Origin of the sequence: Rhodococcus globerulus (assembly GCF_019334125.1) — a bacterium.
Lineage (GTDB): Bacteria > Actinomycetota > Actinomycetes > Mycobacteriales > Mycobacteriaceae > Rhodococcus_F > Rhodococcus_F globerula.
This window is the reverse complement of the sequence record NZ_CP079698.1, coordinates 1,058,736-1,071,185: the sequence shown is the minus strand read 5'-3', so window position 1 is coordinate 1,071,185 and position 12,450 is coordinate 1,058,736. Positions and strand designations below refer to the sequence as shown.

General features: G+C 63.0%; 14 protein-coding genes and 1 tRNA gene. 5 read left to right on the top strand and 10 right to left on the bottom strand.

Features of this window, described 5'->3' with window-relative positions:
* Nucleotides 1-73: 73 nt before the first annotated feature.
* Together KYT97_RS04770 and KYT97_RS04765 are read right to left on the bottom strand one after the other, a co-directional pair.
* Nucleotides 74-595 (bottom strand): Rv2253 family sensor-like surface protein, encoded by a 522-nt coding sequence (locus tag KYT97_RS04770; RefSeq protein WP_219112813.1) that lies wholly within the window; start codon nucleotides 593-595, stop codon nucleotides 74-76.
* Nucleotides 596-700: 105 nt separating this feature from the next.
* Nucleotides 701-786 (bottom strand) — tRNA-Leu (locus tag KYT97_RS04765).
* A 117-nt stretch (nucleotides 787-903) separates the two neighbouring features.
* On the opposite strand from KYT97_RS04765, the gene KYT97_RS04760 reads away from it, so the two are divergent.
* Both KYT97_RS04760 and KYT97_RS04755 read left to right on the top strand, forming a co-directional pair.
* Nucleotides 904-2,256: a M20/M25/M40 family metallo-hydrolase gene (locus KYT97_RS04760; protein ID WP_219111849.1), complete on the top strand. Its 1,353-nt coding sequence runs from the start codon at nucleotides 904-906 to the stop codon at nucleotides 2,254-2,256.
* 43 nt (nucleotides 2,257-2,299) lie between these two features.
* Nucleotides 2,300-2,836: a YbhB/YbcL family Raf kinase inhibitor-like protein gene (locus tag KYT97_RS04755; protein WP_219111848.1), complete on the top strand. Its 537-nt coding sequence runs from the start codon at nucleotides 2,300-2,302 to the stop codon at nucleotides 2,834-2,836.
* Between the two features lie 51 nt (nucleotides 2,837-2,887).
* On the opposite strand, the gene KYT97_RS04750 is transcribed toward KYT97_RS04755, so the two are convergent.
* Genes KYT97_RS04750 through KYT97_RS04740 form a run of 3 tightly spaced genes read right to left on the bottom strand, consistent with a single transcriptional unit; the run spans nucleotide 2,888 to nucleotide 5,300 of the window.
* Nucleotides 2,888-3,958: a quinone-dependent dihydroorotate dehydrogenase gene (locus KYT97_RS04750; protein ID WP_033231922.1), complete on the bottom strand. Its 1,071-nt coding sequence runs from the start codon at nucleotides 3,956-3,958 to the stop codon at nucleotides 2,888-2,890.
* Between the two features lie 44 nt (nucleotides 3,959-4,002).
* Nucleotides 4,003-4,272, bottom strand: coding sequence for a DUF5703 family protein (locus tag KYT97_RS04745; protein WP_033231923.1), 270 nt, complete (start codon nucleotides 4,270-4,272; stop codon nucleotides 4,003-4,005).
* 2 nt (nucleotides 4,273-4,274) lie between these two features.
* A complete protein-coding gene (locus KYT97_RS04740; protein WP_219111847.1) occupies nucleotides 4,275-5,300 on the bottom strand; it encodes an NHL repeat-containing protein in 1,026 nt (341 codons plus the stop codon).
* A gap of 187 nt (nucleotides 5,301-5,487) precedes the next feature.
* Between KYT97_RS04740 and KYT97_RS04735 the strand changes: the two genes are divergently transcribed.
* A complete protein-coding gene (locus tag KYT97_RS04735) occupies nucleotides 5,488-5,889 on the top strand; it encodes a hypothetical protein (RefSeq protein WP_045068164.1) in 402 nt (133 codons plus the stop codon).
* A gap of 7 nt (nucleotides 5,890-5,896) precedes the next feature.
* Here KYT97_RS04735 and KYT97_RS04730 read toward each other — a convergent pair whose 3' ends face one another.
* The 5 genes from KYT97_RS04730 to KYT97_RS04710 all read right to left on the bottom strand — a co-directional run bounded on the left by KYT97_RS04730 (nucleotide 5,897) and on the right by KYT97_RS04710 (nucleotide 10,562).
* Nucleotides 5,897-6,763: a heme ABC transporter ATP-binding protein gene (locus tag KYT97_RS04730; protein ID WP_219111846.1), complete on the bottom strand. Its 867-nt coding sequence runs from the start codon at nucleotides 6,761-6,763 to the stop codon at nucleotides 5,897-5,899.
* Nucleotides 6,760-7,845: a FecCD family ABC transporter permease gene (locus KYT97_RS04725; protein WP_033231925.1), complete on the bottom strand. Its 1,086-nt coding sequence runs from the start codon at nucleotides 7,843-7,845 to the stop codon at nucleotides 6,760-6,762. The genes KYT97_RS04730 and KYT97_RS04725 overlap by 4 nt, the downstream gene beginning before the upstream one ends.
* Nucleotides 7,842-8,852, bottom strand: a complete 1,011-nt coding sequence (locus KYT97_RS04720) for a heme/hemin ABC transporter substrate-binding protein (protein ID WP_116103398.1) — start codon at nucleotides 8,850-8,852, stop codon at nucleotides 7,842-7,844. Before KYT97_RS04720 ends, KYT97_RS04725 begins: the two co-directional genes overlap by 4 nt.
* Complete coding sequence (locus KYT97_RS04715) at nucleotides 8,849-9,532, bottom strand: biliverdin-producing heme oxygenase (protein WP_033231927.1); 684 nt, start codon at nucleotides 9,530-9,532, stop codon at nucleotides 8,849-8,851. Before KYT97_RS04715 ends, KYT97_RS04720 begins: the two co-directional genes overlap by 4 nt.
* Nucleotides 9,533-9,626: 94 nt before the next feature.
* Nucleotides 9,627-10,562: an aldo/keto reductase gene (locus KYT97_RS04710; protein WP_033231928.1), complete on the bottom strand. Its 936-nt coding sequence runs from the start codon at nucleotides 10,560-10,562 to the stop codon at nucleotides 9,627-9,629.
* A gap of 242 nt (nucleotides 10,563-10,804) precedes the next feature.
* Here KYT97_RS04710 and KYT97_RS04705 point away from each other — a divergent pair, with 242 nt between their 5' ends.
* Both KYT97_RS04705 and KYT97_RS04700 read left to right on the top strand, forming a co-directional pair.
* The gene (locus KYT97_RS04705; protein WP_080711626.1) at nucleotides 10,805-11,650 is read left to right on the top strand and encodes an undecaprenyl-diphosphate phosphatase; all 846 of its coding nucleotides are present in this window, start codon (nucleotides 10,805-10,807) and stop codon (nucleotides 11,648-11,650) included.
* 58 nt (nucleotides 11,651-11,708) lie between these two features.
* Nucleotides 11,709-12,404 (top strand): histidine phosphatase family protein, encoded by a 696-nt coding sequence (locus KYT97_RS04700; RefSeq protein WP_033231929.1) that lies wholly within the window; start codon nucleotides 11,709-11,711, stop codon nucleotides 12,402-12,404.
* The last annotated feature ends 46 nt before the right edge of the window (nucleotides 12,405-12,450 follow it).

Genomic DNA, 12,450 nt, shown 5'->3' with positions numbered 1-12,450 from the left:
GAAAGAGTATCCGATGCTGTCCCGCTCTCCCAAATCGCGTCGGCGGTGTGGACGTTTGTCCTGTTCAGACGTGTCAGCTGCCGCTGCCGAATGGTCCCGGATTCGGAGCGACGGGGTAGGCCGCGACGTCCATGATCACCGAACCGTCGCAGGGGCCGCCGTAGATGTCGGTGCGCCACGAACCGACCAGGGTGCCGTCTGGCTGTGGCGTGTAATAGGCCAAGGAATGAGCCGGCGCCATCACTTTGGGTACACCCTCACCCTGATAGCAGTCCCATTCCCAGTCGTACGGATGAACCCAACTGGTGCCGTCCCACGTGTATTGCGCAGGCTGAGGCAAAGTCGGATTAGCCGGCGCCGGCCCGGCGATCACGGTGGCGACACAGGGTTCGGTGGAGCAATCGGTTTCGAAAGTGTAGATATCAGAGAAGTCCGGTTCCCACTGACTCGCCGCGAGACTGGTGCCCGTTTTCGAGGCTGCGAACCGCTTGACCGAGTAGTCACCGTCCCAGGTCTGCGTAGCGGCTCCCGCCGGCATTGCCGTGACAATCACGGACGTACCGAGCAACGCTGCGACCAGCAGTGATTTGCGCATAAACGAGTCAAGCACACGGAATGTCCGGATTTCCGGCATTCGGTACATAGTGAACAAAAAATGACCCCAGCTTCATCAGCTGGAGTCATTGGTTGTTTATTCGAGTGTCCGAGGGGGGACTTGAACCCCCACGTCCGTTAATAGGACACTAGCACCTCAAGCTAGCGCGTCTGCCATTCCGCCACTCGGACTCGGCCCCGATTTCTCGGTGCTGGGAAAGAGTATCCGATTCGGTGAGGTTGCCCAAATCGCCAGGTCGGACCACGTCCATGCCGCCGCGGCGGGTGTTTCGGTGGTAGGAAAGTGACATGTCCTTATCGCCGAATAACTCAGGTCCTTCTCGCGCTGAAAGCGAAGTTGTCGAACTTGTCAGCTCACTGATCCGGTTCGACACATCCAATACGGGAGAACTCGAAACAACCAAGGGTGAACGGGCGTGCGCGGAATGGGTCGCCGCCCAACTTCAGGAAGTGGGATACGAGACCGAGTACGTCGAATCCGGCGCGCCCGGACGCGGCAATGTGTTTGCCCGGTTGAAAGGCGCCGAGTCCGGCCGTGGGGCTCTCATGCTGCACGGGCACTTGGACGTCGTCCCGGCCGAGCCCGCCGACTGGAGTGTTCACCCCTTCTCCGGCACCGTGCAGGACGGTTACATCTGGGGACGTGGCGCCGTCGACATGAAGGACATGGTCGGGATGATCCTGGCCCTGGCGCGGCAGTTCAAGGCAGAGGGAACAGTGCCGCCGCGTGATCTTGTGTTTGCCTTCGTCGCCGATGAAGAGGCAGGCGGCAAGTACGGCTGCCAGTGGCTTGTGGAGCACCGTCCGGATCTGTTCGAGGGCGTCACCGAAGCAGTCGGTGAAGTGGGCGGATTCTCGCTGACCGTTCCGCGTCCGGACGGAACCGACCGTCGGCTGTATGTCGTGGAGACCGCGGAAAAGGGACTTGGCTGGATGCGGCTCACCGCAAAAGGCCGAGCCGGACACGGCTCCTTCCTGCACGACGACAACGCAGTGGCAACGTTGGCCGGTGCGGTGGCCCGCCTGAGCGCGCATGAATTCCCGATCGTGATCTCCGATTCGGTCGCGGAGTTCCTGACCGCGGTCGGCGAGGAAACAGGGCTCGACTTCGACCCGACGTCACCGGACATCGACGGGACACTCGCGAAGCTGGGGAGCATCTCCAACATCATCGGTGCAACGTTCCGCGACACCGCCAATCCGACCATGCTCAAAGCCGGTTACAAGGCGAATGTCATTCCTCAGACAGCCGAGGCTGTCTTCGACTGCCGTGTGCTTCCCGGCCGTCAAGCCGAGTTCGAGCGCACCGTCGACGCCCTGATCGGACCCGACGTCACCCGAGAGTGGATCACGAAACTCGACTCGTACGAGACAACGTTCGACGGTCATCTTGTCGACGCGATGAACGACGCAATCCTGGCCCATGACGCAGGCGCGCGCACTGTGCCGTACATGCTCTCCGCGGGCACCGACGCAAAGGCCTTCGCGAAGCTCGGGATTCGGTGCTTCGGGTTTGCGCCGCTGCAGTTGCCGCCGGAACTCGATTTCACCGCGCTGTTCCACGGCGTCGACGAGCGGGTGCCGGTGGACGCACTACTGTTCGGAACACGCGTGCTGGAACATTTTCTCCGCAATTCCTGAACGCGTGGACAGTCACCGAGTACAAGAAACAGAGAGGATTCGCATGGCTTACGATCCGTACGAACCATTGCCGAAGCTCCCGAGCTTCGAGCTGACCAGTGAAGACATCACGGCCGGTGAGCCGCTGAAACTTGCGCAGGCGAGTGGCGCTTTCGGCGTCCCCGGTGGGCAGGACATCTCGCCGCAGCTCTCCTGGTCGGGTTTCCCCGCTGAGACGAAGAGCTTTGTGGTCACCGTGTTCGATCCGGATGCTCCGACGGCGTCGGGATTCTGGCATTGGGCCGTAGCGAACATTCCCGCTTCGGTCACCGAACTGCCTGCCGGTATCGGCAGTGCGGACAACACTGACCTTCCCGCGGGAACCGTGACTCTGCGCCACGACGGCGGCGGATTCGGTTTCATCGGTGCAGGCCCGCCTCCCGGGCACGGCCCGCATCGCTACATCGTCGCGGTACACGCGCTCGACGTGGACAAGCTCGACGGAGTCACGGCTGATTCCTCGCCGGCATTCCTCGGGTTCAACGTGTTCCAACACGCAATTGCGCGTGCAACGCTGACCGGGACGTTCGAGGTCGCATAACGCACTGTGCGCCTTTGTTAACCGCCCGCGGTTAACAAAGGCGCACAGCGTTCAGCGGGGGTTTTCCGCCCCGACGGCCTGGCTGATCGACGAGAAACCAGCCGCGCGAACACGCTTCGCGATTCCCTTGTGAATGCTGCGCGCCCAGAACGGGCCGCCGTAGATGAAGCCGGTGTAGCCCTGCACCAGGGTTGCACCCGCAAGAATCCGCTCCCACGCCTGGTCAGCTGTTTCGATACCGCCGACAGAGATGATGGTGAGCTTGTCGCCAACCCGCGCGTACAGCCGGCGAAGTACCTCGAGTGAACGGTCCGCGACGGGAGCGCCCGAGAGTCCACCGGCGCCGATCGCGGCTACCTCCGCGTCCGGGGTTTTCAAACCGTCACGGCGAATTGTGGTGTTCGTGGCCACGATGCCGGCCAACCCGAGTTCGATAGCCAGGTCTGCGACGGCGTCGACGTCCTCGTCGGACAGATCAGGCGCAATCTTCACCAGCACCGGGATATGGACCGTATCGAGCACGGCCTGCAGGAGCGGGCGCAGCGACTCGACGGCTTGCAGGTCACGCAACCCGGGGGTGTTCGGGGAGCTGACATTGACGACCATGAAATCGGCGAGCGGCCCGAGCAATTGGGCGCTGGCGGTGTAATCGGCGGGCGCGTCCGCGGCGTCGACGATCTTGGTCTTGCCGATGTTCGCGCCGATCGGCACGGTGACTCGGCGCTGACGGAGGAAGTTCGCGGCATGTCCGGCGCCGTGATTGTTGAATCCCATCCGGTTGATCAGTGCACGGTCGGCAGGCAGTCGGAACAGTCGTGGCTGCGGATTGCCGGGCTGAGCCTGCGCGGTGACGGTGCCGATTTCAGCGAATCCGAAACCGAGCGGACCCCAGGCGTCGACGCCGGTTGCATCCTTGTCGAAGCCCGCGGCCAAACCGAGTGGGGCGGGAAATGTCAGTCCGAATGCCTGACTACGTAGTACCGGATCGTCGAGAACAAGAACCTTCGCCACGAGCCACCGGATCGGTGCAAACCGAGTCACCAGTTTCATCGCGGTGAAGGCCAGGTGGTGGATGCGCTCCGGGGGTAGCCGAAACATCAGGCTCAAGAGCAGTTGGTACACGATTCTCCTGCTTGTCTGGTGAGATCTTCGATGAAACGGGCGGCTCAGTGAGCAATGCCGTCCGGGTTGTCCACGTGCAATGGTGTCTTCTTGCGCCGCAGGAGTACCCGGCGACTGCCGTCGGGGTAGAGCCGCACCTGCGAGAGTTCCCAACCGCCGAACTCCGCAGAAATTGCCAGGCGCATAGATGCCGTCACTCGTGAGACGTGGGGCGGTAGTTGCAGCGGCAGATAGTCGAACACATCGTCGGACATGTCCCACTGTGGTGACGGAGTGCGTCGCAGATGTGGCGATCCACCGTTGTGCCGCTGCATCGTCAGCCGTTCCGAGCGGGGATGACCTGCACGCCGTCCCCGGTTGCGGAACCGACGACGAGGGTTCCGGTGCTCGAATCGACCGCGAGAGAGTTGGGCTGACGAACGGTGTTGAATCGGTTCGTTTCGACCGGGATGCCCGACGAGAGGTCGAGTCCGACAACTTCGTTGGTCCCGGTCAAGGTCACCCACACACGATCGGCGGTCTCGTCGTATGCCACTGCGTACGGCGAATCGCCGACCGGGAATCGCTGGCGCAGGATGAGAGAATCGGCGGTGAAGACCAGCAGTTCGTCGCCGGTGGTGTCGGTGACGAGAATGCGACCGAAATGGTCGGTCACGAGGTGCGTCGCACCTTCTCCGGCGCGCAGGGCTGCGCCGAGTCGGTCTTCGTCGAGGTTGATGTCCGTCAGTGAGGTCTGACGATGATCGAGGGCGCTCAGGTTGTCGCCGGTGACGGCAAGTTCGTCGACCGATGCAAGGCCTGAAATAGTTTGTGACTTATCAGAACTCGGATCGACAACGTGAACTGTGCCTCGCTCGGTTCCGATCGCGATGCGGCCGTCGGGCAACTCGACAGCGGAGTTGGCCGGGTCGGGGGAGGCGAAGGACGTCTGTTCGCCGGACGTCAGATTCAGCTTCACAACCTGGTTGTCCATGGACAGCAGTGCGTTTCCGTCGGACGCGATCGACACGTCTCGGATGTTGCCGTCGATGCTGATGTCGCGACCGGCCGCAGCCGGGCCTGCGGACTCGACCTCGTCGGCCGCGACGATCCGAACGGCGGGCGGATCCTGCGATACGAGAAGTACGTTGCGCGTAACCGGATCAAATGTGATGGAATCGATCCGACCCGAATACGGATGAACGACGCCGTCCAGAGAACTTGTCGTGGCAGGCGATACGACGGCGGTGGCCGGATCAATTGTCTGGAGCTTGGTGCCGTCGCTTTCGGAAGAACATCCTGTCACCAGCATCAACGCCGCCCCCATCGCTGCTGTGGTGGTGCGGAGCCCAATGCGAGTCATGGTGTTGAATCCTCGTTTTCTACTCGAGACGGTGTTTCAGCGGAACGCGCCTGCACTCGATCATCCCTGATCGCTGCGAATCGGTTTTCATTGCATCGAAGTGCAACGGTCATTCCGTCTGCTGTTCGCACGCGATACCGTACAAATACGGATTTCCGCCCACGCGGTAATCCTCGAGGAGATCACTGTGATTCCTGTCGAACCCACCGAATCCGCTGCGGAACGACCTGGCGGATCTTTCGGCGATTTCGAGATCGAAGATATTTCGGTAGGACCCTATGCCCACGGTTTCGGCAGGTCGGAGGGGCGAACTTTCGCGTTTCGTGTCCGCAAGAGTGTGCTGTACGTCGAGGTGTATCGCGATTATTGCGAGCGCACCGTGCCGAGTTCTGACGACGTGATTGCCACGGCCAATCGTTCGGTGACCGATATCGATCTGACCGATGAACGCAGCATTTCTGCTGTGGTGCGAGACGCAGTACATTCCGCTGAGTCGGATTCGTCACATTCTCCGACTCGTGGTTCCGGTGTGACCACGTTGCGCGGAGTGCTCGATCGGCTCGGTTCGATCATCGATTCCGTTCGTTGACGCCGGCTTACTGATGCTGCGTGCTGCGGGAATCGCGCCGCGGGATCACCAGCGTCGCGCCGCTCCGTGGGTGGGCGAACACCTCCACGGGATAGCCGTAGACGCGGGTGAGCAGATCCTCACGTAGAACCGATGCAGGTGGACCGTCGGCGGCAATGCGGCCGTTCTCGAGGACGACTATCCGGTCCGCGTAGGCGGCGGCCAACGCCAGATCGTGGAGAACGACAACGACGGCGTCACCGTCGGCCGCGCGGCTGCGTGCAACGGACATGACGGCTTCCTGATGCCCGAGATCAAGTGCGGCCGTGGGCTCGTCGAGCAGAACCGTCGACGTTTCCTGCGCCAGAACGCGGGCGAGTGCAACCCTCGCCTGTTCGCCGCCGGACAGCGCCGCAAACGGCCGATGGGCAAACGCTTCGACGTCACAGGTTTTCATTGCCGCCGCGATGGCGTCGCCGTCGCGTTCCTCGCGGGCGGTGCCGGCCCACGGCGCCCTGCCCATCGTGACAACCTGCGCAGCGGTGAACGAGAAGCCGATGGTGTGTTTCTGGGGGAGTACGGCGCGTCGCCTGGCCATGTCCAAGGGTGTCCAGTGATTCAGGTCGGTTCCATCGACGTCGACGCGGCCGGCGACGACGGGCTGATCGCCCGACAGTGCCGCGAGGAGCGTCGACTTGCCTGCGCCGTTCGGGCCCACGAGAACAACTACCTCGCCGGCGCGAACGTCGACGCTGACGCCTTCGAGGATGTTCCTGCCACCGCGCTCGACGGTGATGTCCCGCGCTTGCAGCGTGATGTCACCGCTCTGCGGACTCGACGGTTCGGGTGACGTTCGTCCGAACAGTTCGCGCCAGTTCCGGGCGATGCTGCTCATGCCCACCCACCTTGCTGTGAACGGGTGCGTCGGAGGAGCCAGAAGAAGAAGGGTCCGCCGACCAGTGCCGTGAGCATACCGAGCGGAAGGTCGGCGTTGTCGATCAGGGACCGGGATCCGAGGTCGGCAAGTAGGAGAACCAACGCGCCGGTCAGTGCGCTTGCCGGGATGAGCGCGCGGTGACCTGGACCGACGACGATGCGCATGAGGTGGGGGACAACCAGTCCGACAAACAGGATGATGCCGGTGAAGGCAACGCTCGCCGACACCAGTAGGGCGACGATCAAGACCGCCAGCTGCCGCAGCCGTTCGACGTTGACGCCCAGGTGCCTGGCGGCATGTTCGCCGAGGGCGAGGAGATCGAGACGCGATGCGATCGCCATAGTCGCGGCGATTCCGACAACGGTCATCGGTGCGACCACCAAGACCGAATTCCACGTGGCGCCGTTGAGGCTGCCTAGTTGCCAGAACACGATCTGATCGCGTGCCGACGGGCTGGCGATGAAGGTGAAGAAGGCGATGAGTCCGCCGGCAAACGCGTTGACCGCCACACCGGTCAGGACCAGGGTGACCACTTCGGTCCGGCCTTCGTGGCGCGCGAACAGGTAGACGATTGCCGTGGTCAGGAGTCCGCAGACAAACGCTGCGGCTGCAATGGCCCAGCCTGCGACGAAATTGCCGCCGACCACGATGACCGCGCTGGCGCCTACCGCTGCGCCGGAGGACACGCCGATCACACCCGGCTCGGCCAATGGATTGGCAAAGACGCCTTGAAGCAGGGCGCCGGAACATCCGAGAGCTGCGCCGACGCAAATAGCCAGAACGACGCGAGGGAAGCGCACTTCCCAGAGCGTGACTTCACCGCTGGGGTGGGCGGGCATCGGGCCGATGTCCAGACCGATGCGGTGCATGATGCTGCCGAGTACCTCGAGCGGCGAGGTCGGCACCTGACCGATACACGCGGAGAGCACGGCGACGATAACCAAAGCGACTGTGAGCCCGATCAACACCCCGCTCACCCGTGAGCGCGATGTCGGTCGTGGTGCCGATTTCTCGACTGCTTTATCTGTTTCTGTACTCACGAATCAGCGGGTCCGTAGATTGCTTCGGCGAGCGATTGCATCACTCGCCCGGTGTTGGGGCCGAAGCTGAGCAGCACGCCGTCTTCCATGTCGACGACCCGCTGGTTCTTTCCGGCCGGGGTCTGGGCGATGCCCGGGATCTTCTCGAGACCGTCGATCCCGCCGATGGACGCGAGACCGTCGGTCATCATCAAGAACGCGTCGGGCGCTGCCGCGATGAGTGCTTCGCTGGTGATGGGAGCAAATTTCTGCGTGATGCCCGACGCTGTTCCGGCGTCGACGGCGCCGAGTGCTTCGATGAGTGAATCGGCTCCGGATCCGTCACCGCCGATCATGGTGATCGCCGATCCGCGGAGGTAGAGGAACGCGATCTTCAGGGGATCTCTGTCATCGGGGACCAGGTCGCGCGCAGCGGCGATTTCGCCTTCGGTCCGGTTGACCAAGGCCTTGCCCTGTTCCGGTACACCGAGGGCGTCGGCGACTGCCTGGATTTGTGCCGGGACACCTTCGAGGGTGCGGGTGGGATCGAAGAAGACGACCGGAATCCCGGCTGCCCGCAGTTGGTCCTGCACACTCTGTGGGCCGATGCTGGTATCGGTGAGAACGACGGTCGGGTTGAGATCGAGGATCGCTTCGGCGCTGAGCGACGAACCACCTACGGTCACTACCGGTACGTCTTCGACAGCCGGGAACTTGGCGGACGTGTCACGCCCGACCAGGTTGTCCCCGAGTCCGAGTGCGACCGTGGTTGCGGCAAAGGTTCCGTACCTGTCGGCAGCGATGATTCGACTGTTGTCCGTGATCGTGACGGGGACGCCGTCGAAGCCGGTGACTGTGGTGGGCAACGCGGCGACCGGATTTTCACTTACCGGTGTGGGGCTGGAATCCTCGAGTACCGCCGTGCGGGCCTGCGTCGAGCCGTCCCCGTCGTTTTCCGCCGACCCACATGCGACCAATCCGAAACCGGCAACCGCAACCAGTGCGGCAGCGGCCCACCGCTTGCTCATTTGACGAGGTAGCTCTCGATGTTGCCCTCGAGGTCGGCAAACAGATCACCGTTGAGGCGGTAGGCCAGGTTGACCTCGTCGATGAACTTCTGCTGGTCTTCGGGAGAAATCGAGAGCGCGTCGAGATTTGCGCGGTACGTGTCCTTGAACGGCTTGGGCTTGGGGATGCCGTCGAAGATGTAGAAACGCAGGCCGTCGGTCTCGAAACCGTACGCACGCTCGAGCATGCGGCGGATGATCTGGCCGCCGGACAGGTCGCCCATGTACCGGAGGTAGTGGTGCGCGACGAAGTCGGCCGGCGAGTCGAAGGCAACTTCCTGCAAACGCGCCACGTAACGCTGCGTTGCCGGCAGGGCCTCCAGGCTCTCACGCCAGTTCGGTCCGCTCAGGAACTCGAGATCGGCTTCGAGCGCCGCGACGCGGAGAAGATCGTCGGAGAGGAACGGGTTGACCAGCGCGTTGTCCGCGTGTGCACGGCCGGCTTCTTCGAGGCTTGTGTAGACCAGGTACGTCTGTCCCAGTAGCGCCGCGTATCCGGCGGTGGTCAGTTCGCCGCCGAGGAGAGCGCCGACAAACCGTGACTGCTCGGTTTCGCGGTGCGCTGCATCGGTCTCCGCCTTGATGCGTTCGGAGAAGGCCGACGCGTCGGCGGGACTGTGGTCTACGTCAAGCGTGGTCATAGGTTCTCCTCTAGCTAAGGAACGTGTTATCTACTAGGTTAGCCTGCCCTCGCTAAATGGGTAATTCGGGTATTTCGTCGAGTGAGACCGCAAGTTACGCGCTCACGTCGTCGAGTGCAGCAGCGATCGCCGCAGGCAACTCCAACTCCTCGGCTACCAGTACACCCGTCAATTGCGCGAGATCCCGAGTACCGACGACGGCGCTGGCAACTCCGGGGCGATCGCGAGCCCAGGCGAGAGCAACAGCCAACGGTGAGGTACCCAGACCGTCGGCGGCTGTAACGACGGCGTCGACAACCCGGACCGACGAATCCGTGAGGTAGCTCTGCACGTGGTGGGAATGAGCGTCGTCGGCGCCGCGGGAATCGACGGGAATCCCGCCGCGGTATTTACCGGTGAGGACACCGCCGGCGAGGGGGACAGCGGCAAAGACTCCGACGCCGTGGTGTGATGCGGCAGCAAACAATTCCTCTTCGACGCCTCGCGCCAAAAGGGAGTACTCCGCCTGAGTGGCGGTGAGAGATGTTGTGCCACAGGCGCCGACGGCCGTAGCCAACTGCCACCCGAGGTAGCCGCGCACGCCGACATAGCGCACTTTGCCGCTCGAGACCGCGTAGTCGAGAGTTGCAGCGACCTCGTCGACCGGGGTCAGCGGATCCCAAGTCGCGACTTGCCACATGTCGAGGTAGTCGGTGCCGAGTTCGCGCAGTGTGGCGTCCAATTGGCGGAGCAGGCCTCGCCGCGAGCAGTCGACGCGATCCGTGCCGATCGGGTTGGGATGGATCCCCGCGCTCGAGCTGACGATCAGTTCGTCGCGGGGGACGACGTCGTCGAGAAGTTCGGAGAGGAGTCGTTGAGCCGCGCCGTCACCGTACGCGGGGGAGCTGTCCACCAGGGTTCCGCCGGCTTCCGCAAATGCCAGAAGTTGTGCGGCGGCCTCGTCCCCGTCGGTGTCGCGTCCCCAGGTGAGCGTGCCGAGTCCAAGTCGCGACACCCGAAGTCCGCTCGTTCCGACTGATCTGTGTTTCATCAATGCCGTCCATCTCACGCCCGACCCGGGAGCGTACGTCGCACCCGGGAGTTCTCACCACGTGCAGACTAGTGGTCACCCGACCGAACTCGGGGGATTCGGGCATCAGCGTGCCGGGCGCGGCACGTCTGGCGGTGCACCGGTAGCGTGACGCCAGTGAAAAGTGAACTCGCCCCACGAAACTGTTGTGTAGTAATCCCATTCGAATCAGTGCAGTTCGCATCAGTCCGGGCGGTTCTCTGATGGGTGAGGCGATGACATGGCTACAGGCCATGGTCCTGGGGCTCGTGCAGGGATTGACCGAATTTCTTCCCGTCTCGTCGTCGGGGCATCTGCGCATCGTCTCGGAGATCTTCTTCGGAAGTGATGCCGGTGCGTCCTTCACCGCGGTGACTCAGCTCGGCACCGAACTCGCGGTCCTGATCTATTTTGCGCGCGATATCGTGAGGATCATCACCGCGTGGTTCCGAGGGTTGTTCCACGCCGAGCATCGCGGCGACCTCGACTACCGGATGGGCTGGTACGTCATCATCGGCACGCTGCCCGTCGGTATTCTCGGGTTCCTGTTCAAGGACCAAATCCGTACCGGCGCACGAAATCTGTGGCTGATCGCCACAATGCTGATCGTGTTTGCGCTCGTGATCGCCGCCGCCGAGTACTACGGACGTAAGTCCCGACCCATCGAGTCCCTCACAGCGCGTGACGGCATCATCATGGGTTCGGCGCAGGCGCTCGCCCTCATCCCCGGAGTGTCGCGTTCTGGTGGAACCATCAGCGCCGGTCTGTTTCTCGGACTGACACGTGAGGCCGCCGCACGCTATTCGTTCCTGCTGGCGATCCCGGCGGTGCTGGCGTCGGGACTGTTCAGCCTTCCCGATGCCTTCGAACCTGCGGGTGAGGGACTGAACGCCAGTGGCCCCCAGCTGTTCGTCGCGACGGTGATCGCGTTTGCGGTCGGCTATGCGGCCATCGCGTGGTTGCTCAAGTTTGTGGTCAATCACTCGATGTACTGGTTTGTCGGCTACAGAATCGCTCTCGGCGTAGTCGTCCTTGCGTTGCTGGCCACAGGGGTTGTGTCCGCGACATAACGCCGGTTTCGACGTCGACCGCCCGCCGCGCTCTGCGCCGCCCCATTAGGGTTATGGCATGACAGTTGTCCTTCTGCGGCACGGGCGGTCGACGTCCAACACGGCCCACACACTTGCCGGTCGCACGCCGGGCGTCGAACTCGACGATCACGGCCGGAAACAGGCAGCGGCCGTCGTAGACAGGTTGGTGGGTCTCGACATTGCCGAGATCGTGCGGTCTCCGCTGCTGCGATGTGAGCAGACGGTGGGTCCCATCGCTGCGGACCGTGGATTGACTCCCGTTGTCGAGGAACGCCTCGTCGAGGTGGACTACGGGCAGTGGACGGGCCGCCCCCTCAAGGATTTGCTCGAGGAACCGCTGTGGAAAGTTGTGCAGCGGCACGCGTCGGGTGCCGTCTTCCCCGATGGTGAAGGGCTGGCGCAAGTGCAAGCGCGGGCCGTTGCCGCGATTCGTGAACACGACAGAAGGCTTGCCGAGGAGCACGGCAAAGACGTCGTGTGGATTGCCTGTACACACGGCGACGTCATCAAATCCGTACTGGCGGACGCGTACGCGATGCATCTCGATTCGTTCCAGCGCATCGTTGCCGAACCGGCGTCGATGAGTGTGATCCGATATTCCGCGACCTCGCCCTTCGTGCTGCGGGTCAACGACACCGGAGATGCGCTGGCGGCGATCGGTCAGGCCAAGGCGTCGACCAATGGCTCCGCTCCCGAACAGGAATCCGTGCCTGGCGGCGAGGTCGGAGTGTGATCGTGACGGATAATGGGTACCCAGGGAAGTTCCGCTCGAATTCGAG

What these genes read in the sequence shown, in the direction of transcription:
- KYT97_RS04770 (WP_219112813.1), bottom strand. Translation starts at nt 595, where the DNA reads ATGCGCAAATCACTGCTGGTCGCAGCGTTGCTCGGTACGTCCGTGATT.
- KYT97_RS04745 (WP_033231923.1), bottom strand. Translation starts at nt 4,272, where the DNA reads ATGCAGCGGCACAACGGTGGATCGCCACATCTGCGACGCACTCCGTCA.
- KYT97_RS04700 (WP_033231929.1), top strand. Translation starts at nt 11,709, where the DNA reads ATGACAGTTGTCCTTCTGCGGCACGGGCGGTCGACGTCCAACACGGCC.
- KYT97_RS04755 (WP_219111848.1), top strand. Translation starts at nt 2,300, where the DNA reads ATGGCTTACGATCCGTACGAACCATTGCCGAAGCTCCCGAGCTTCGAG.
- KYT97_RS04715 (WP_033231927.1), bottom strand. Translation starts at nt 9,532, where the DNA reads ATGACCACGCTTGACGTAGACCACAGTCCCGCCGACGCGTCGGCCTTC.
- KYT97_RS04710 (WP_033231928.1), bottom strand. Translation starts at nt 10,562, where the DNA reads ATGAAACACAGATCAGTCGGAACGAGCGGACTTCGGGTGTCGCGACTT.
- KYT97_RS04730 (WP_219111846.1), bottom strand. Translation starts at nt 6,763, where the DNA reads ATGAGCAGCATCGCCCGGAACTGGCGCGAACTGTTCGGACGAACGTCA.
- KYT97_RS04760 (WP_219111849.1), top strand. Translation starts at nt 904, where the DNA reads ATGTCCTTATCGCCGAATAACTCAGGTCCTTCTCGCGCTGAAAGCGAA.
- KYT97_RS04740 (WP_219111847.1), bottom strand. Translation starts at nt 5,300, where the DNA reads ATGACTCGCATTGGGCTCCGCACCACCACAGCAGCGATGGGGGCGGCG.
- KYT97_RS04705 (WP_080711626.1), top strand. Translation starts at nt 10,805, where the DNA reads ATGGGTGAGGCGATGACATGGCTACAGGCCATGGTCCTGGGGCTCGTG.
- KYT97_RS04720 (WP_116103398.1), bottom strand. Translation starts at nt 8,852, where the DNA reads ATGAGCAAGCGGTGGGCCGCTGCCGCACTGGTTGCGGTTGCCGGTTTC.